This is a genomic window from Bacillus siamensis KCTC 13613, from assembly GCF_000262045.1.
Classification (GTDB): Bacteria; Bacillota; Bacilli; order Bacillales; family Bacillaceae; genus Bacillus; species Bacillus siamensis.
This window is the reverse complement of sequence record NZ_AJVF01000013.1, coordinates 428814-446229: the sequence shown is the minus strand read 5'-3', so window position 1 is coordinate 446229 and position 17416 is coordinate 428814. Positions and strand designations below refer to the sequence as shown.

The 17416-nt window shown below is 46.3% G+C and carries 23 protein-coding genes; 19 read left to right on the top strand and 4 right to left on the bottom strand.

What is annotated here, in order from left to right; all coding sequences use genetic code 11:
• The first annotated feature begins 12 nt into the window (after positions 1 to 12).
• Entirely contained in the window at positions 13 to 897 is an 885-nt protein-coding gene (gene ctaG, locus Y79_RS0102260; protein ID WP_016936231.1) for a cytochrome c oxidase assembly factor CtaG, read from the top strand.
• Positions 898 to 930: 33 nt separating this feature from the next.
• Here ctaG and Y79_RS0102255 read toward each other — a convergent pair whose 3' ends face one another.
• Positions 931 to 1290 (bottom strand): YugN family protein, encoded by a 360-nt coding sequence (locus tag Y79_RS0102255; protein ID WP_016936230.1) that lies wholly within the window; start codon positions 1288 to 1290, stop codon positions 931 to 933.
• 140 nt (positions 1291 to 1430) lie between these two features.
• Here Y79_RS0102255 and Y79_RS0102250 point away from each other — a divergent pair, with 140 nt between their 5' ends.
• The 8 genes from Y79_RS0102250 to coaD all read left to right on the top strand — a co-directional run bounded on the left by Y79_RS0102250 (position 1431) and on the right by coaD (position 6029).
• On the top strand, positions 1431 to 1874 hold the full coding sequence (locus Y79_RS0102250; protein WP_016936229.1) for a CBS domain-containing protein: 444 nt from the start codon (positions 1431 to 1433) through the stop codon (positions 1872 to 1874).
• An 83-nt stretch (positions 1875 to 1957) separates the two neighbouring features.
• On the top strand, positions 1958 to 2998 hold the full coding sequence (locus tag Y79_RS0102245; RefSeq protein ID WP_016936228.1) for a CAP domain-containing protein: 1041 nt from the start codon (positions 1958 to 1960) through the stop codon (positions 2996 to 2998).
• Positions 2999 to 3172: 174 nt separating this feature from the next.
• Positions 3173 to 3583, top strand: a complete 411-nt coding sequence (locus tag Y79_RS0102240; RefSeq protein ID WP_016936227.1) for a YlbD family protein — start codon at positions 3173 to 3175, stop codon at positions 3581 to 3583.
• Positions 3584 to 3598: 15 nt separating this feature from the next.
• Positions 3599 to 3838 (top strand): YlbE-like family protein, encoded by a 240-nt coding sequence (locus Y79_RS0102235; RefSeq protein ID WP_003154475.1) that lies wholly within the window; start codon positions 3599 to 3601, stop codon positions 3836 to 3838.
• Positions 3839 to 3909: 71 nt separating this feature from the next.
• Positions 3910 to 4359 (top strand): regulatory iron-sulfur-containing complex subunit RicF, encoded by a 450-nt coding sequence (ricF, locus tag Y79_RS0102230; RefSeq protein ID WP_016936226.1) that lies wholly within the window; start codon positions 3910 to 3912, stop codon positions 4357 to 4359.
• Positions 4360 to 4416: 57 nt separating this feature from the next.
• Positions 4417 to 4689: a YlbG family protein gene (locus Y79_RS0102225; RefSeq protein ID WP_016936225.1), complete on the top strand. Its 273-nt coding sequence runs from the start codon at positions 4417 to 4419 to the stop codon at positions 4687 to 4689.
• A gap of 298 nt (positions 4690 to 4987) precedes the next feature.
• Positions 4988 to 5542, top strand: a complete 555-nt coding sequence (gene rsmD / locus Y79_RS0102215) for a 16S rRNA (guanine(966)-N(2))-methyltransferase RsmD (protein WP_016936223.1) — start codon at positions 4988 to 4990, stop codon at positions 5540 to 5542.
• 4 nt (positions 5543 to 5546) lie between these two features.
• Positions 5547 to 6029 (top strand): pantetheine-phosphate adenylyltransferase, encoded by a 483-nt coding sequence (gene coaD, locus Y79_RS0102210; protein ID WP_016936222.1) that lies wholly within the window; start codon positions 5547 to 5549, stop codon positions 6027 to 6029.
• Positions 6030 to 6046: 17 nt separating this feature from the next.
• Here the strand turns inward: coaD and ylbJ are convergent, their stop codons facing one another.
• Complete coding sequence (gene ylbJ / locus Y79_RS0102205; protein ID WP_016936221.1) at positions 6047 to 7273, bottom strand: sporulation integral membrane protein YlbJ; 1227 nt, start codon at positions 7271 to 7273, stop codon at positions 6047 to 6049.
• A 178-nt stretch (positions 7274 to 7451) separates the two neighbouring features.
• On the opposite strand from ylbJ, the gene Y79_RS0102200 reads away from it, so the two are divergent.
• Both Y79_RS0102200 and Y79_RS0102195 read left to right on the top strand, forming a co-directional pair.
• Positions 7452 to 8231, top strand: coding sequence for a patatin family protein (locus tag Y79_RS0102200; protein ID WP_014304961.1), 780 nt, complete (start codon positions 7452 to 7454; stop codon positions 8229 to 8231).
• A gap of 5 nt (positions 8232 to 8236) precedes the next feature.
• Complete coding sequence (locus tag Y79_RS0102195; RefSeq protein ID WP_016936220.1) at positions 8237 to 9259, top strand: SepM family pheromone-processing serine protease; 1023 nt, start codon at positions 8237 to 8239, stop codon at positions 9257 to 9259.
• Positions 9260 to 9277: 18 nt separating this feature from the next.
• Here Y79_RS0102195 and Y79_RS0102190 read toward each other — a convergent pair whose 3' ends face one another.
• The gene (locus Y79_RS0102190) at positions 9278 to 10525 is read right to left on the bottom strand and encodes a nucleotidyltransferase (protein ID WP_016936219.1); all 1248 of its coding nucleotides are present in this window, start codon (positions 10523 to 10525) and stop codon (positions 9278 to 9280) included.
• 208 nt (positions 10526 to 10733) lie between these two features.
• Between Y79_RS0102190 and Y79_RS0102180 the strand changes: the two genes are divergently transcribed.
• The 3 genes from Y79_RS0102180 to gerR all read left to right on the top strand — a co-directional run bounded on the left by Y79_RS0102180 (position 10734) and on the right by gerR (position 12185).
• Positions 10734 to 11252, top strand: coding sequence for a YceD family protein (locus Y79_RS0102180; protein ID WP_016936218.1), 519 nt, complete (start codon positions 10734 to 10736; stop codon positions 11250 to 11252).
• Positions 11253 to 11273: 21 nt separating this feature from the next.
• A complete protein-coding gene (rpmF, locus tag Y79_RS1000000120540) occupies positions 11274 to 11453 on the top strand; it encodes a 50S ribosomal protein L32 (RefSeq protein ID WP_003154457.1) in 180 nt (59 codons plus the stop codon).
• A 156-nt stretch (positions 11454 to 11609) separates the two neighbouring features.
• On the top strand, positions 11610 to 12185 hold the full coding sequence (gene gerR / locus Y79_RS0102165) for a sporulation-specific transcriptional regulator GerR (RefSeq protein ID WP_016936217.1): 576 nt from the start codon (positions 11610 to 11612) through the stop codon (positions 12183 to 12185).
• A gap of 40 nt (positions 12186 to 12225) precedes the next feature.
• Here gerR and Y79_RS0102160 read toward each other — a convergent pair whose 3' ends face one another.
• Positions 12226 to 12708 carry an N-acetyltransferase gene (locus Y79_RS0102160; protein ID WP_016936216.1) on the bottom strand — a complete coding sequence of 161 codons (483 nt, stop codon included), beginning with the start codon at positions 12706 to 12708 and terminating at the stop codon, positions 12226 to 12228.
• A 163-nt stretch (positions 12709 to 12871) separates the two neighbouring features.
• Here Y79_RS0102160 and Y79_RS0102155 point away from each other — a divergent pair, with 163 nt between their 5' ends.
• From Y79_RS0102155 to ftsL, 5 genes are all read left to right on the top strand, one after another.
• On the top strand, positions 12872 to 13753 hold the full coding sequence (locus Y79_RS0102155) for a 2-dehydropantoate 2-reductase (protein WP_029575209.1): 882 nt from the start codon (positions 12872 to 12874) through the stop codon (positions 13751 to 13753).
• Between the two features lie 86 nt (positions 13754 to 13839).
• Entirely contained in the window at positions 13840 to 15459 is a 1620-nt protein-coding gene (gene bshC / locus Y79_RS0102150) for a bacillithiol biosynthesis cysteine-adding enzyme BshC (RefSeq protein ID WP_016936214.1), read from the top strand.
• Positions 15460 to 15584: 125 nt separating this feature from the next.
• A complete protein-coding gene (gene mraZ, locus Y79_RS0102145; protein ID WP_013352164.1) occupies positions 15585 to 16016 on the top strand; it encodes a division/cell wall cluster transcriptional repressor MraZ in 432 nt (143 codons plus the stop codon).
• Positions 16017 to 16082: 66 nt separating this feature from the next.
• Positions 16083 to 17018 carry a 16S rRNA (cytosine(1402)-N(4))-methyltransferase RsmH gene (gene rsmH, locus Y79_RS0102140; protein ID WP_016936213.1) on the top strand — a complete coding sequence of 312 codons (936 nt, stop codon included), beginning with the start codon at positions 16083 to 16085 and terminating at the stop codon, positions 17016 to 17018.
• Positions 17019 to 17056: 38 nt separating this feature from the next.
• Positions 17057 to 17410, top strand: a complete 354-nt coding sequence (ftsL, locus tag Y79_RS0102135; RefSeq protein WP_016936212.1) for a cell division protein FtsL — start codon at positions 17057 to 17059, stop codon at positions 17408 to 17410.
• Positions 17411 to 17416 lie beyond the last annotated feature (6 nt).

The window sequence follows — 17416 nt, the reverse complement described above, 5'->3', positions numbered from 1 at the left end:
GGAGTGAGAGATTTGATTAATTTGGAAATGTTCGGGTTTCGCGCCATGTGGAGCCCTTATCTGTTTTGTATAACTGCCGTGATAACAGGTGTTTACTTTTACTGGTGCAGCCGGCATAAAGGACGTGTGTCGGCTAAAGAGAAGGTGCTGTTTGTGCTTTCTGCGCTGTTTTTTTACGCGGCTGCGGGAAGTCCCGTTGATTTATTGGGCCACGTGATGTTCAGCGCTCATATGGTGCAGATGGCGGTTCTGTTTTTAGTTGTGCCGCCGCTCTTGATTTCCGGAATTCCCGGCTGGGCATGGAAAAAACTGATTTTCCGTCCCGTCGTAAAGCGGCTGTTTTCATTTTTTTCACAGCCGCTTATCGCTTTGCTGCTGTTTAACGGCATTTTTTCACTGTATCACATTCCGTTTATATTTGATTTCGTCAAAACGGATTCGCTGTATCACGCGCTGATGAACGGACTCATCTTCGTAACGGCGTTTTTTATGTGGTGGCCGCTTGTGCATCAGGTGGACGGTCTGCCCCGGCTCAGCGGTTTAATGAAGCTTGGGTACATTATGGCGGACGGGATTCTGTTAACGCCGGCGTGTGCGCTCATTATGTTCAGCGGGGCGCCCATGTATGCCACGTACACAGATCCGGCGGCTTGGGCCGAAGCTATGAAGCTTTGTGTCCCTTTAGACTTGGCGGAGAAGATCCCTTTATCCGGTCCGGAGATATTTAACACGCTTCCTCCTTTGGAAGATCAGCAGCTTGGGGCAGTGCTGATGAAAATCATACAAGAGATTGTTTACGGAACATATTTGGCTGTCGTCTTTTTTCAGTGGGTCAGAACGGAACGGGAAAAAGATACGCTCTCAGAGCCGCCGTATATCGAGCATACCGTCTCATAAAAAAAGTACAGCATATTCTGCTGTACTTTTTTATTACATTTGCACTGTTTTTAAAGACTCTGCCAATTCAAGCAGTAATGCCTTGCTTTTTGCGACGACATGTTCCGGAAATTCTTCATCGCTGCCGTATTCTACGCCGTGCGGATAATAATGCTTTCCTAAAAGAGGGGCCTTCAGCTGAATCACGGCACGGCTGCCGCCTACATCGCCCTCTTTTGCCGTTCCTTGAATCCGCAGATAAAATGTCCCCTCAGCAACTGAAAACTTTTTGTCGTAAGTCACTCTTTCATAATCCCATTGTCCGGCCAGAATGAGCCCTTTGCTTTCCATCAGATCATTCAAGCGGCTGAGCTCCGCAGTTACCCCTTCAAGACCGCTGTTTTCAAACTTCAAACCTTCCCCCTCCTTTTAAAATTTACCTTTCCTGACAATCATAGTATGAAAGCGTTGCACATTCAATGATTCATACGGTGAAAGTATGCAAAAAGAAAAATTTGACGACAATAGTAGCAGAAAAAAGGAGGAATTCCGCAATGACAAAGATCAATAAGCTCATGACGTCAGACTTGCAATATTGTACAGTATTAGATAATGTATATGAAGCTGCGGTGAAGATGAAAGACGCGGATGTCGGCGCTATTCCGATAGTGGATGAGGACGGAGCGACCCTTGTCGGGATCGTGACAGACAGAGATCTCGTATTACGGGGAATTGCTTCTAAAAAGCCGAACTCTCAAAAAATAACCGACGCAATGACAGAGCGGGTTATCAGTGCAGAAGAAGACGCTTCTGTGGAAGAAGTGCTCCATATGATGGCTGAACATCAGCTCAGAAGAATCCCCGTCACAAGGGATAAAAAACTGGTCGGCATTGTCACGCTCGGCGACCTTTCCTTGGCTGAGCAATCAAATGAGCAAGCAGGCCGGGCGCTGTCTGACATTTCTGAAGACGAAGGTCCGGAAGGGTTTATCCATTAAACATAAATGACGGACGCTGCAAATAGGCTGTACTGTATAAGAAAAACAATAATAGAACGGTTTGATTTCATGGGGGTGAGAGGTTGAAAAATATCGCCAGGGCTCTCGTTATCCTTTTGCTTATTTACGGAGCGTATGTTCTGTTTATACAATATGGATCGGCTCCTCAGAAAAAAACGAATCAGGAGGAGCCTCAGGTTTCCAATGAGGAGGCGAGCGGAAAACGGCTGAAAATACCGTCATCCGGACTGCTTTCTCTCATGGGGAAATCTGCTGCCGATGTGAAAAAGAAACTCGGGGAACCGTCCCGGAAAGATCCTTCTGCTTATGATTATGAATGGTGGGTGTACAACCAGGGGAAAGACCAATATGTACAAGTCGGTATTCTGAATGATAAAGCCGTGACTTTATACGCTTCAGGAAGCGGCATCAACGCAAAACCGTTTAAGATCGGCGAATCGACGGGCGAAGTCTTTAAAACGACGCAGGTTGCTCCGTTTGTCAATGTGACGGATAAGGGTAACACGTACCGGTTTGAGTTTTCTGAAGAAGATATCAATACCCGTCCAACTGTCAAGATCGGCGGTATGTATGTTCAGCTGTACATGGACAAATTTGACGGGAATCTGTCAAGCATCAGGGCATTTGATGCGGAAACGCTAGTAAAACAAAGGCCGTACGAGGTTATGTACAGAGGAAGACTCACAGAACCCGAGCCTGTTTCCGATAAAAAATGGGACAGCATTGAACGGGCGAGCGAACAGCAGATTCTCGATATTACAAATGTCATCCGCGTGAAACACGGACTTGCAAGGCTGAAATGGGACGAAGGCGCTGCAAAAGTGGCATTCGGCCACAGCCAGGACATGAAGGACAACAAGTATTTCTCCCATGTCTCAAAGAAATACGGGACTTTGAAGGACCGCTTGGAAAAAGGCGATGTGAAATACCGTGAGGCCGGTGAAAATATTGCATACAACTATGTGGACGGTCCGGCAGCAGTGGAAGGCTGGCTGAACAGCGAAGGACACAGAAAAGCGCTGTTAAGCCCTGATTACACACACCTCGGGGTCGGCGTGGACCGGAAATATTATACGCAAAACTTCATTAAGCCTTGGCAGTAAAAACCGCAGAGGGGCGCGGCCCCCCGCGGTTTTTTTATGTTTTTTCGCGAGCGGGCTCCTGCCGGGAAAAATTATTTTTGCATATACCTGCTTTTTTTCGCAATTTAGGCGAACATTAAGGCGCCTGAACCGATACATTATAGCAGGCAAAACTTTTCAGAGGGGGTGAGAATTGTGGCGAATCAGCAATCACGGCAATCAATCGATGATTTTAAACAATTCGTAAAAAAGCATCCCAAACTGATCCAAAATGTTCGCAAGGAACAAAGAAGCTGGCAGGAAGTCTATGAAAATTGGGTTCTCCTCGGCGAGGACGATTCGATGTGGGACCCATTTAAAGATGAGGCCGTTCAGTCTGCTCCTGAAGCGGAAACCAAACAGGAACCAGCTGAAAAGAACGATTTCGTTTCAAAAATGGTCACTGCCGTCAAAAAAATGGATATCAACCAAATGAATGAGCAGATCAATAAAATGAGCCAGTCTATTTCATCATTGCAAAGCCTTTTAAGCCAATTTTCGAGCAGCGATACGAAGCAGCCCCGGCAAGGCTCCGGACAACATCCTTTTTCGTTCAGGAAGGATTAAAGAAGGGGATCGTGTATGCGAAAAGAGGTTCAGGAATTCATATCTGCAGATGAGGAACGGAAACGGTTTATACGGCAGCGCCCCGTCTGGTACCGAAGACTCGCGAGAAAGCCGGACGATCTCAATTCATTTCAGCTGGACATGATGAATTTTTATGAAAAAACGATACCGCACCGGGTAAGCCAATTCTCAAACGGGATTCAGATGGCGCAGATGATGATGCAGATGGTTCACGCCATGCGTTCGCAGGATTAAAAAAGCATTTAAACGCCGCATTTTCCAATTGGCAGGTTTCGTGGTAAACTAACAACTGGAGGTGCGTATTAATGTATGCAACAATTGAGTCCGTCCGGCTTCAAAGTGAAGCGGAGCAGCTTGCCGGCATGATTCTGCAGTCTGAGACGGCTGAAAATTACCGTGATTGTTACAAGCGTCTCCATGAAGATGAAGAGGCAGGGCGGATTATTCGTTCTTTTTTGAGCATTAAAGAGCAGTATGAGGATGTGCAGCGCTTTGGCAAATACCATCCTGATTATAGAGAAATTTCCCGCAAAATGAGAGAGTTGAAGCGGGAGCTGGATTTAAATGATAAGGTGGCCGAATTTAAAAAAGCGGAGACTGAGCTTCAGTCGCTGCTTGACGAGATCAGCATCGAACTCGGCACGGCCGTTTCGGAGCATGTAAAAGTTCCGACGGGGAATCCTTATTTTGACGGCCTGTCATCCTGCGGCGGCGGCTGCGGTTCCGGCGGCGGCTGCGGATGCAAAGTTTCCTGACGAGACGGCCGTCTCGTCTTTTACATAAAATGAACAGAGAGTCAGGCGGTGATCATGATGGAAAGCAAGCGCCAAGGCATAATCGTATATCTGCATTCTTTAAAACACAGTAAAATGCTGAGAAAATTCGGCAACGTTCATTATGTTTCCAAGCGGCTGAAATACGCAGTGCTGTATTGCGATATGGGCCAAATCGAAAAAACGATGGAAAAGATTTCTTCTTATTCATATGTGAAGAAAGTAGAGCCTTCATATAAGCCCTTTTTAAAGCTGGAATTTGAATCAAAGCTTGATAAAGCAAAAGAGTACGATTATAAGATCGGCATATAAAAAAATCCCCGCAGAAACCTGCGGGGTCCTTCTATTCCTTAACAAGTTAAGGAGAAGGCAAAGGGAGAGGAGAAACCGGAGGAAGAACTTATGGGGAAACGTAAGTCTTCTCCGCGGTTGGCAACAACATCATTTATTGATGCTGTTACACGTAGTTTTGACAAGAATGTGAGCATGTATACATGATTTCACGCTCATTGTTTGAAAGAATGCTTTATGATAAGATAGGGATTGTTTTTGTACATAACGGCTCAGCCGATGCGAAACATCAAAGTTTTCAGAAAAAGTGGTGTGAAAAATGAGAGTAATTTCCGGTTCAAGAAAAGGACGAGCCTTAAAGGCTGTGCCGGGCACATCAACAAGGCCGACGACGGATAAAGTAAAAGAGTCTATTTTTAATATGATCGGCCCGTATTTTGACGGAGGAACGGGGCTGGATTTGTTTGCGGGGAGCGGCGGTCTCGGAATTGAAGCGCTGTCGCGCGGATTTGACCGCTGTATCTTTGTGGATCGTGATTTCAAAGCTATCCAAACGGTAAAAGCGAATTTAAAAGCGCTGGATCTGCTGTCTTCAACGGAAGTATACCGCAATGATGCAGAGCGGGCCCTCTATGCCGCGGCGAAACGGGAAAAAGGTTTTGACGGAATTTTCTTAGATCCTCCGTATAAGGAACAAAAGCTGAAAGCGCTTATCGAAATGATTGATGAAGAGAACATGCTGAATGAAGGCGGTTTTGTCGTAGCCGAGCATGATAAAGCGGTTGCGCTTCCTGAAGCCGTCGGCACGCTTACTGTAACAAGAAGGGAAATTTACGGGCTTACAGGAGTGACGATATACCGAAATAGGGGGTAATGATGTGGCAAGTATAGCTGTATGTCCCGGAAGTTTTGATCCCGTCACCTACGGACACATGGACATTATCAGGCGGGGAGCAAACGTGTTTGAGCATGTGTACGTATGCGTGCTTAACAATTCTTCCAAGCAGCCGCTGTTTACAGTCGAAGAACGCTGTGAGCTATTGCGGGAAGTGACAAAAGACATACCGAATATTACGGTCGAGACGTCAGGGGGACTGTTGATCGACTACGCCAAAAAAAAGCAGGCGAATGCGATTATCAGGGGACTCAGAGCTGTTTCTGACTTCGAATATGAGATGCAGGGAACCTCTGTCAACCGCGTGCTTGACGAGTCAATAGAAACCTTTTTTATGATGACGAACAATCAGTACTCTTTTTTAAGTTCAAGCATTGTAAAAGAGGTCGCAAAATATAACGGGCCTGTTTCAGAGTTTGTTCCTCCGGAAGTCGAACAGGCGCTGCAGCAGAAATTTAAAGGATGAGAAGCGCGTTTGGCGTCTCATCCTTTTTTTATCCGTGCTGACAGCCTGTAACAATAAATCAGTGCGTATACGGCGAGGGCAGCCAGGGTTACGGCGGGGCCGGCTTCAACAAGTGTGTTCCATCCGCTGACGGCAGCCGAGGCCGCACTCTGATCGCGGAGCGGAAGGAATACGGACTGGTAAGGTTCGTCCAATGCAAGATAAAGCGGCTTCCACAGTAAAAGAATAAAAAGGGCGGCATAAATGCCTTGAAGGATACGCGCCGCAAAAAACGGTTTAAAGCGGATATCTGTTTCCGATAAAATGCCGGCCACTTGGGCCTGTACGGAAAGGCCGCTGAAACCGAGAATAAAACTCACAATCATCGCTTTCGGCAGCAAGGCGGCATCCGCTTCACTGACCAGCTTGCTCCCGAGCGTAATCTCAAACATTCCGCTGATAAGAGGAATGTCCAGACTTACGGGAAGATGGAAGAGCGAAAGAAGCGCGTTCGAAAATACAGAAAGCACATCCATGACTTGTACGATTGATAATAACCGGCTGAAAACCGAAAACAATATAATAAAACCGCCCACCATCAGCAAGGTTTGTACAGAAGACGTGACGGCGTCGCTTAAAATTTTCCCGAGCGGCCGCTTCTCCGAAAGCCGCGCTTTGTGCAGCGCCAGAAATGCTTCTTTCAGTGAAGGAAGAGCGAGCGTCTTTTTCCCGGTATACGCCGATTCTTCTTTCCGTCCGTATGAACGCATCGTCAGGCCGACGGCGATGTTTCCGAGATAGTGAGCCGATGCTAAAAGAATGCCGAGAGAGGCGTTATGAAAAAAGCCGACCGCCACAGCCGCGAATATAAATAACGGATTGGATGAATTGGTAAAAGAGACGAGTCGTTCAGCCTCCACTCTGGAGATCTGTTTCTCCTGGCGCAGCCGTGCAGTCAGTTTCGCGCCGGCCGGATTTCCTGAAGCCATGCCCATAGCCAGTACAAATCCGCCGACCCCCGGCACTCTGAAAATGGGGCGCATAAAGGGTTCGAGTAAAAGGCCGACAAACCTGACAATGCCGAATCCGATTAAAAGCTCAGATAAAATAAAAAACGGAAGCAGCGAAGGAAAAACTACCTCCCACCACATGGAAAGGCCGGTTTTGGAGGCTTCGAATGAGGCCTGCGGGTGTGAAATAACCGTCGCCGTCAAAAAAATAAAAAACAATGAAATCAAAAATGTATGAAACTTAGACAAGTTCATTCTTACCTCCCCGATGCTAAAATTGCACACTGACATTTATATCATGATAAAATATAGAGCAGACCTTAAGGACGGCCGGGCAAGTACCTATTTGTCATCCTGTACTAATATACGAGCATAGGGGTTCAATTTAGACCATAGAATTCATGTATAGGATGTCTATAGGGGGTTCGTCGCGTTGGCCAAACCTACAATCGGGTTAGCGTTAGGTTCGGGAGGGGCAAGAGGCATTGCCCACCTCGGAGTGTTATCCAGTTTACATAAGCATCAGATTCCAATTGATATGATTGCCGGCAGCAGCATGGGAGCGTTAGTCGGAAGCTTTTATGCGGCCGGGCATGACGTGGCCACGATGAAAAAAGTCGCCAAAGCATTTAAGCGGCGGCTGTATGCGGATTATACGATGCCGCGTCTCGGATTTTTGAAAGGGGACCGCATCAGGCAGCTCGTACATGCGTATACGTACGGCAAGCCGATAGAAGAACTGCGGATCCCGCTCGGCATCGTGGCATGCGACCTCCAGACCGGAGAAAAACTCGTTTTTACAAAAGGCTCCGTATCCGAAGCCGTCCGCGCGAGCATCAGCATACCCGGCGTTTTCGTCCCGCAAAAAATGAACGGGCGCATGTTGGTGGACGGCGCGGTAGTCGACAGAATCCCGGTTTCCGCCGTAAAAGATATGGGTGCTGATATCGTTATCGCCTCTGACGTATCGCGGGTGAAAAAAACGGAAAAAGCGGCACATATTTTTGATGTAATCATGCAAAGTATGGATATACTGCAAAATGAATTGGTCCGTCACCAGACCATTGCCGCAGACGTCATGATCCGCCCTTCTCTTGAATCATTCAGTTCAAGCTCTTTTGCCAACATTGATCATATGATCACAGCGGGCGAAGAAGCCGCAGACCGCATGATCGGCCGGATTAAACAAGAAATAGAGAACTGGGAGGGCTAACTCATATGAAAGCAAAACATTTTCGCTGGGTGTTTATCATCCTGATCTTATTAATCGCTGTTACATTTATTAAGCTTCCGTTTTACATCACACAGCCGGGAGAAGCATCAGAGCTGAGGCCGCTGATTAAGGTGGACGGAGGATATCCTGAAAAAGGAAGCCTTTCCTTGATGACTGTCAAAGTAGGCCCAGCCAATCCGTATACATATCTTTGGGCGAAAGTGCATCCTTACGATGAAATCGTCCCGGATGAAAGCATAAAAGAAGAGGGCGAAACAGATTCAGACTATATGAAGCGCCAGCTGCAGATGATGAAAAGCTCTCAAGAAAACGCGGTCATTGCCGCTTATCAAAAAGCCGGCAAACAGGTAAAATACTCATTTAACGGCATTTACGCCAGCTCAGTCGTTTCCGGCATGCCGGCAAAAGGAAAAATAGAGGTCGGTGATAAAATCATCAGCGCGGACGGAAAAAAATACGAATCCGCTGAAAAGCTGATTGATTATATCAGCAGCAAAAAAGCGGGGGAGAAAGTCACGTTTCACATTGAACGGGACACGAAAGAAAAGACCGTTGACATTGGGTTGAAATCATTCCCGGATGACCCGAAAAGAGCGGGTATCGGTGTCGCGTTATATACGGACCGGAACGTGAAAGTGAAGCCCGATCTACATTTCAGCATTGAAAACATCGGCGGGCCTTCTGCAGGTCTCATGATGTCTTTAGAAATTTACAACCAGCTGACAAAACCTGACGAAACAAAAGGCTACAATATAGCCGGAACGGGAACAATCGACGTTGACGGCAAAGTCGGGCCGATCGGCGGAATCGATCAGAAAGTCGTCGCCGCAGACAAAGCGGGGAAAGATATTTTCTTTGCGCCGAACCAAAACGGTGCTGAAAACTCTGATTATAAAAATGCGGTAAAAACGGCAAAAGCTATCAAGTCCGATATGAAGATCGTTCCGGTCGACACCATGCAGGACGCACTTGATTATTTGGATAAGCTGAAAGTAAAAAGCACCTGATACAGTCAGGTGCTTTTTTTACGCATTCAAAAAACGTTTTTCGTCTTCATCATAGCGGATCGGCGCTTGTGAAAATTCCTGTTTCTCAAACCATGTGCGTTCAGGTTCTTTTATCGGCAGGCTGTAAACCCGTCCCGCCGATATGTCCAGATCCAGAGCGGGATGGGAGAAAGAGGAGAGCTTGCTGACGAGCGGCGCGGTAAGCTCTTTTTTCTTTGCCGACAGGTATGCCTGTCCTTTTTTCGTCATTCCGAGAAGACGGATATAAGGTGCGCTTGCAGGATTTAAAAGCCGGTGCATGTCTTCTTTCTTCGTTCGTGTCAGAATGTGCGTATTCATCCGCTGCAGCCTCGTCCACGTGTATCGTTTTGTTTTCAATAGTTCCATCATTTCCTGGTAGGAGCGGGCTTGTCTGATGGTGCGCAGAATTCTGTGCTCAAGGCCTTCTTCCACTTCATAGATTCGGCTTAATTCTTCAGCAGACAGAGTGCTGAGACTGTATTTTATATATGAAAAATAGTCTTCCGTGCTATGCCATAATCCGTATGAGTTTCTGTATGCGTCCAGCTCGCGCACAGACGCTTCCGGGAGAAAGCTCTTTGCGGCCTCCGTTCCCTCTTCTATCAGCGCTTTTCTGATGCTTGTGGCGCTGGCTATCCGGCTGTCATCCCCGGGAAGCTCGGCGTCATGATACCCGGAAGCGACCCTGGCTGTCGTATAAGGCTTCATGGCGGAACCGGAGGCATGTATTGCTTTGACATAGTGAAAACCGAGAATATTATTCGGCTTAGACAAATCAAGCATGTCCTGTCCTTTGAATATGTGTGAAAAAGCTTTTGAGGCGGCGGCCGGATAGCTGAGCCCCTTTTTCAGCTCCTCTTTCAGAATCTGGCTGCAGTCAGATTCCTTTCGGCTGAACGCTTCAGCGGCTTCAATAAAGGGGTCAATCCGTCCGTTTTCACTGCCGAAAAATAAGCTGCTGCATCCTAATTGGTGAAGAAGCGAAATACTGCCGCGCGCGAATAATTCCGCTTTTTGTACGGCATACATATAAGGGAGCTCAATGACGATATCCACGCCGTTTTCCAGCGCCATTTTTGTCCGGGCCCACTTTGAGACGGCGGCCGGTTCCCCGCGCTGCAAAAAAGGGCCGCTCATCACCGCCGCCGCGACGCTGCTGTCTGTCTTGATTTTTGCTTGTTCCGCATGATAGCGGTGTCCGTTATGAAAGGGATTATATTCAACAACCAGGCCGACTGCTTTCATATTTGTTCCGCCTTTCTTGCTATGTTTTGCTTCGTATGGTACATTTGCAAATGAAGTGCATATTTTCGTCCGTTTCGTTTAGTGTATGATTAGCCTATCCGGCTGTCAACGATTGCATGACGGCGGCATTATGCTGTAAAGAAAAAATATTGACAAAAACATTCTGAAAAGCTATAATCATGTTTGTTGCTTTCCTGAGGTGATACAAATGAAATGGACGATTTATCAGCTTCATCAAATGGCGAAAAAGAGCTTTGAATTTGATGAAACAGTTGAGTTGAATGAGCTGACAAAATTGAATTCTGATATCCGACGCATTTCTCCCGTCCGGGTGAAGGGCCGCGCGGAGATTGAATCCAAGCAGGTTTCGTTTGACTTTACGATTTCAGGCGAAATGGTTTTGCCGTGCTCAAGAACTTTAGTTGATGTGCCGTATCCATTTACAATCGCGACAAAAGAACTGTTTAGATTTCATAAGACGGATGATATAGAAGATGAGGACGTTCATATTGCTGAAGACGATACCGTCGACTTGACTCCGATCGTAAAAGAAGAGATTCTTTTAGAAATTCCTATGCAAATCTTTTGTGAAACTGAACAAAAAGAAGGGGCCGCTCCCCAAGTGGGAAAGGATTGGCAAGTGATTTCTGAGGAAGAGAAGAAAAATCAGATCGACCCCAGACTTGCGGATCTGAAAAAGCTCTTAACACAAGATGATGAATCTTAACTCTTTAAGGAGGTGGGAATAATGGCTGTACCTTTTAGAAGAACTTCTAAAATGAAAAAAAGATTGCGCCGTACACATTTCAAACTAAATGTACCTGGTATGACAGAATGCCCGTCATGCGGAGAGATGAAATTGTCTCACCGTGTATGTAAAGCATGCGGATCATACAACGGCAAAGACATAAATGTAAAAAGCAATTAATGTATGAAGAAAAGCGCGGGAATTTCGGTTCCTGCGCTTTTCTTTTTTTCTCCCTCCGGCCTGCTGCCGCCGAAAAAATTGTGAGCGCCAATAGTCTATCTAATCTATCAGCGGCATATGTATGAGGTAAATGAGCAAATATGGAGGGAGATACGATTGACGATTACGAGACAAGATGCGTGGACGCAAGATGAAGATTTGCTGCTGGCCGAGGTGGTGCTCAGGCACATACGGGAAGGCGGGACCCAGCTTTCCGCTTTTGAAGAAGTCGGCAGAGCGCTGACGAGAACGGCTGCCGCCTGCGGCTTCAGATGGAACTCTTATGTTAGGAAACAATATCAGTCAGGGATAGAACTGGCGAAAAAACAGCGGAAGGAATTAAGAAAGCAAATCGGGGTGCATTCCGCCAATCTGCCGGGAACCGTCAAGCAGCCCCCGATCCGCAGGGCGGAAGGAGAAAAAGAGCTGTCCATTGATGATGTGATTTTGTTTCTGCAGCAATTTAAAGAGTCGCCGGCCGCAGCGGATGTGCGTCATGAAAAAGAAAAACTCACAGAACAGCTGACCGCGCTGCAAAAAGAAGTCGAGGATCTGCGTGAGGAAAACGAAAGCCTGAGAAACAAGCTGGAGATGACGGAAGAAGATTACAAAGCGTTAATTGATATTATGGACAGGGCGAGAAGGATGGTCAATTTGAAAGATGATGAAAGAAAATCGGCGCAGAGCCTGTAAAATCAACCGGCCTGAGGGCGTTGTCCCGGCCGGTTTTTTATTATGCCGTTTCCCCGGATGTCATTTCACCGTCCATATCAGGATGCCAGATGTAAGGGTTTTCTCCTTTGTCACGCGCCATATCATATTTAACGGGCTCGAAATTCATCTTATCCCAGAATTCTGCTGATTTCATGCGTGAATTCGTCCTGATCGGCATTCTGAAGGATTTTGCAAAATCGACAAGCGCTTTGCCGTATCCGTTGTTTTGATAGCCAGGAAGAACCTCAAGCTTCCATAGTTCCAAAAAGTCCTGACGCTGATCAAAATACGGATTCGTGCTTCCGCTTACCTGATATAAACTCATTCTCGCCACTAGTTTATCCCCGAAGTAAATCCCGTAAAAAGGCGAGGTGCTGTCATTTTCAATGATATTATCCTGCAGATCTTCAAGCATGGACAGCTCCTGCATCCCGTATTCTTTAAACCTTTTAAATTCTTCGAGTGTCTTAAAGTTGATGAGCAGGCGCTCTATTTTCAACACAAACTCCCCCTTTGTTGTGTTCTACTTATTATTGTAAACGCTTTAATTGAAAATTCCAACTATAATATGTTCGTCTGTCATTTTGTTCAAAACGAAATTGAAGTAATTTGCGGCGGCTTCTGCTATGATAATATGGAAAAAAGCAGATATAGGGTGTGAAAGTGTGAAAATCGGAATTATCGGCGGCGGAGCGGTGGGCCTTTTATGTGCTTACTACTTATCGTCCCGCCATCAGGTAACGGTCATCACGCGGCGGACGGAGCAGGCTGATGCGATTAACTCAGGCGGTATACGGCTGGTGAAAGACGGAAAAGAATTTACGGCGTCATGCAGAGCGCAAACTGGCATCACTTCCGGATTCGATCTCTTAATCGCAGCTGTTAAACAGCACCAGCTCAGCGATGTTTTGCCGGATCTTAAGACAATAAAAGGGACGAATGTGTTGTTTTTGCAAAACGGCATGGGACACATACACGACATCAAAGATTGGCATACAGATCATTCGCTTTATGCCGGCACGGTTGAGCACGGGGCAAAAAGGATATCAGATCATGCCGTTGAACATACTGGGACCGGTGCCGTAAGATGGAGTGTATTCCGCGCATCCCGGCCGGAAACGCTCATCAACATCTTTTCCGGCATGCACCGGGATTTTCCCGTATATGATGAAAACGACTGGTATCAGCTGTTAACGGGAAAACTGATCATAAATGTATGCATCAACCCGTTAACTGCATTGCTGCGCGTGAAAAACGGAGAGCTGTTAACAAATGCCGCTTACAAAAAATATATGAGAAACGTGTTTGAAGAAGCGGAGACAATTCTTGGACTCACGGATAGAGAGGAAGCGTGGAACAGGGTTTGCGACGTTTGCAGCCGGACGGAAAAAAATCATTCTTCCATGCTTGTCGATATCTTGGCGGGAAGACGGACGGAGGCCGATGCGATTATCGGCTACCTTGTGAAAGAAGCGGAGAGCCGGGGATTGCCGGCCGTTCATCTCCCGTTTTTATACCGCAGCATAAAAGCGTTAGAAAGAAACTGAAACAAAGTCTTTTGAGGTTTTCCGGTAACATGCTATACTCATTTCGGAAACCTAACTATTTATTGGAGAAAGGAAGTTCCAGACAGATGCAGCTAACTGAACTTTCCATCAAAAGTCAAAATACGTTTGTGCAGCACTATATAGATGGAGAAAACATGTCTTCATTTTTTGATTATGATATTCATTCTGAGGATGTATGGCAAAAGCGGCTTCATGACCTGTCTTCAAGGCCGTTTGCCAGAGAGGAATTAGCCGATTACCTATCCTCGTATCACGAAAAATTTAACTCCGCCGCCATGCAGGCCTCCATCAAAAAACTGAGAGATCCAAAAAGCGCAGCAGTTGTAGGCGGACAGCAGGCCGGTCTTTTAACAGGACCCCTTTACACCATACATAAGATTATCTCCATTATCGTACTTGCCAGACAGCAGGAAGAGGCGCTCCGGATTCCTGTCGTTCCGATTTTCTGGGTGGCGGGTGAAGATCACGATCTGGAAGAAATCAATTATGTGCATACGTCAACAGAGAAAAAAGGCCCGGTGAAACAGAAGCTGCCGCAGTCTTACTGGAAAAAAACATCGGCGGCCAATACCTCTCTTGATCAGGAAAAATGTGCGGCGTGGATTGATGAAGTGTTCGCTTCTTTTGAGGAAACGGATCACACAAACGCACTCCTTCAAAATGTGAAGCGATGTTTACGCTCATCAGAGACATTTACGGACTTTTTCGAACTGTTAATTGCCGGCTTGTTTCAAGAAGAAGGACTTATTCTGATGAATTCCGGAGATCCCGGGATTAAAAAGCTGGAAACGGTAATGTTTCAGCAGATTTTAAAGCACAATAATGAACTTGCCGAAGCAGTGTCAAATCAGCAGCGTCTTATGCGGGAAGCCGGTTATCACCCGATTATTGAGTCGGACAAAGAACAGGCCAACTTATTTTACGAGTATGAGGGAGAGCGCTTCTTAATTGAAAAAGAAAATGGCGTTTTTGTCATTAAGGAGCTAGACCTCGAGTGGACGGACGACGAACTTCATACTCATATGGAAGAAAAACCGGAATGTTTCAGCAATAACGTTGTGACAAGGCCGCTGATGCAGGAGTTTCTCATCCCGACTCTTGCGTTTATCGCAGGGCCGGGGGAAGTCAATTATTGGGGCGAGCTGAAGCAGGCTTTCTCATTAATGGGCTTTTCTATGACTCCGGTAGTGCCGAGATTAAACATTACGATTCTTGAGCGCCATATTGAAAAGAAGCTTTCAGAACGGAATATCCCGCTTCAGGAAGCGATCGAACACGGCACCGGACATCTGAAGGAGACTTATTTTAACGAGCAGATTCCTGAAGAATTTTCTTCTGTGATGGAACAGGCGAAGTCGCAGATTGAAGCTGCCCATAAAAAAGCAAGGGACGAAGCGCTTAAAGTCGATTCAAGCCTTGAGCCGCTCTTACAGAAGAATGCCGCCTTCATTCAAGATCAGCTCTTGTTTCTAGAACGGACGGTAACAAAAAGAATTGAAGAAAAAGAAGGTTTTGTGCTTCGTGACTATGAAAGAATCCAAAACAGCATCAGACCGCTCGGCGCTCCGCAGGAACGGATCTGGAATGTAATGTATTATTTGAACCGTTACGGTCCAAAATTCTTCACAACCTTCAAACATCTGCCATTTTCTTTTCAAAACCAACATCAGATTGTCAAACTTTGAAACAAAGTTTTAAAGAACCCTGAATAGTTCAGGGTTTTTTTTTATGTTTAAACAGTGTAAAATGAGGTTGTGGAGAGAAGTGGCGGATAGTGGTGAGTTTAGGGGAGAAAGTGGGGGTCCTTATCATGTTTATGGGTGAATACCAGCATACAATTGATGCAAAGGGCCGCATGATCGTACCCGCAAAATTCAGAGAAGGCCTCGGTGAGCAGTTTGTGCTGACAAGAGGACTTGACCAATGTCTTTTCGGCTACCCGATGAATGAATGGAAGCTGATCGAAGAAAAGCTGAAGGCGCTGCCGCTCACCAAAAAAGACGCCCGCGCATTTACCCGTTTCTTTTTTTCCGGTGCGACCGAATGCGAACTGGACAAGCAGGGAAGGGTTAATATTGCGTCATCTCTTCTGAATTACGCAAAACTGGAAAAAGAATGTGTTGTCATCGGGGTTTCCAATCGAATTGAATTGTGGAGTAAGGTAATCTGGGAACAATACACAGAAGAGCAAGAAGATTCATTCGCTGAAATTGCTGAAAACATGATTGGATTTGATATATAATGGATCTTCGTGCATCACAGCAACTGACAATTCAATTCATTCCTGATAAAGGTGGGACCGACACAAATGTTTCAGCATAAGACAGTACTTCTACGTGAAACCGTCGACGGTTTAAATATCAAACCGGACGGAACCTATGTGGACTGCACCCTGGGAGGCGCCGGGCACAGTACATATTTATTGCAGCAATTATCGGAAAAAGGGCGTTTAATCGCCTTTGACCAAGATGACACGGCGCTTGAAAACGCAAAGCAAACATTGTCTGAGTACAAAGGACAGCTCATTTTGGTGAAAAGCAACTTTCGTTATTTAAAAGAATGTTTACACGAACACGGCATTACGAGTGTCGACGGAATTTTATTTGATTTAGGAGTATCCTCACCGCAGCTTGATACACCGGAACGGGGATTCAGCTATCATCATGACGCACCGCTGGACATGAGGATGGACCAGTCGGCCGCCCTTACGGCGAAAGAGGTCGTAAATGAATGGCGGTATGAGGATCTTGTGCGGATTTTCTTTAAATACGGAGAAGAAAAATTCAGCAAGCAAATCGCCAGAAAAATTGAAGAGGCAAGAGAGAAATCGCCTATTCAAACAACCGGCCAACTGGTCGATCTAATAAAGGACGCGATACCGGCTCCGGCGAGAAGAAGCGGCGGTCATCCGGCCAAACGCGTATTTCAGGCGATTCGAATCGCCGTAAACGATGAGCTTCAAGTATTTGAAGAGGCTCTCTTGCAGGCGATAGAGATGCTGAAGCCGGGCGGAAGGGTATCTGTGATCACTTTTCACTCACTGGAAGACAGAATGTGCAAGACGACATTCAAGGAAAAATCATCACTTCCCGAACTGCCTCCGGGTCTTCCTGTGATACCGGAAGAATTTGAACCGGAATTAAAACTGATTACGAGAAAACCCATTACGGCATCAAAAGAGGAGCTTGAAGAAAATAACCGCGCCCGCTCAGCGAAGCTCCGCATTGCGGAGAAACGAAAATAACGGGCAGCAAATGACAACATAAAGGAGGTCATCAGCCTATGAGCAACTTAGCTTACCAGCAGGAAAAACAACAACGGCCAGTGATAAGTCCCGAAAAAAAGGTGATTGTCAAAAAAAGGGCTTCCATTACACTCGGGGAAAAGGTGCTGCTCGTCCTGTTTGCCATTGCCGTTCTCTCCACTTCAATGTTTATCGTATCAAAGGCATACGCGGCGTACCAATCCAATATTGAGGTGCAAAAACTGGAGGAGAAAGTATCAGAGAAGAATAAGCAGATCGGTGATCTCCAAAAAACGGCGGGTGATTTAAGCCAGCCGCAGCGATTGATGGATATCGCTAAAAAGCACGGTTTGAACCTGAAAGATAAAAAAGTGAAAAACATACAGGAATGATAACCC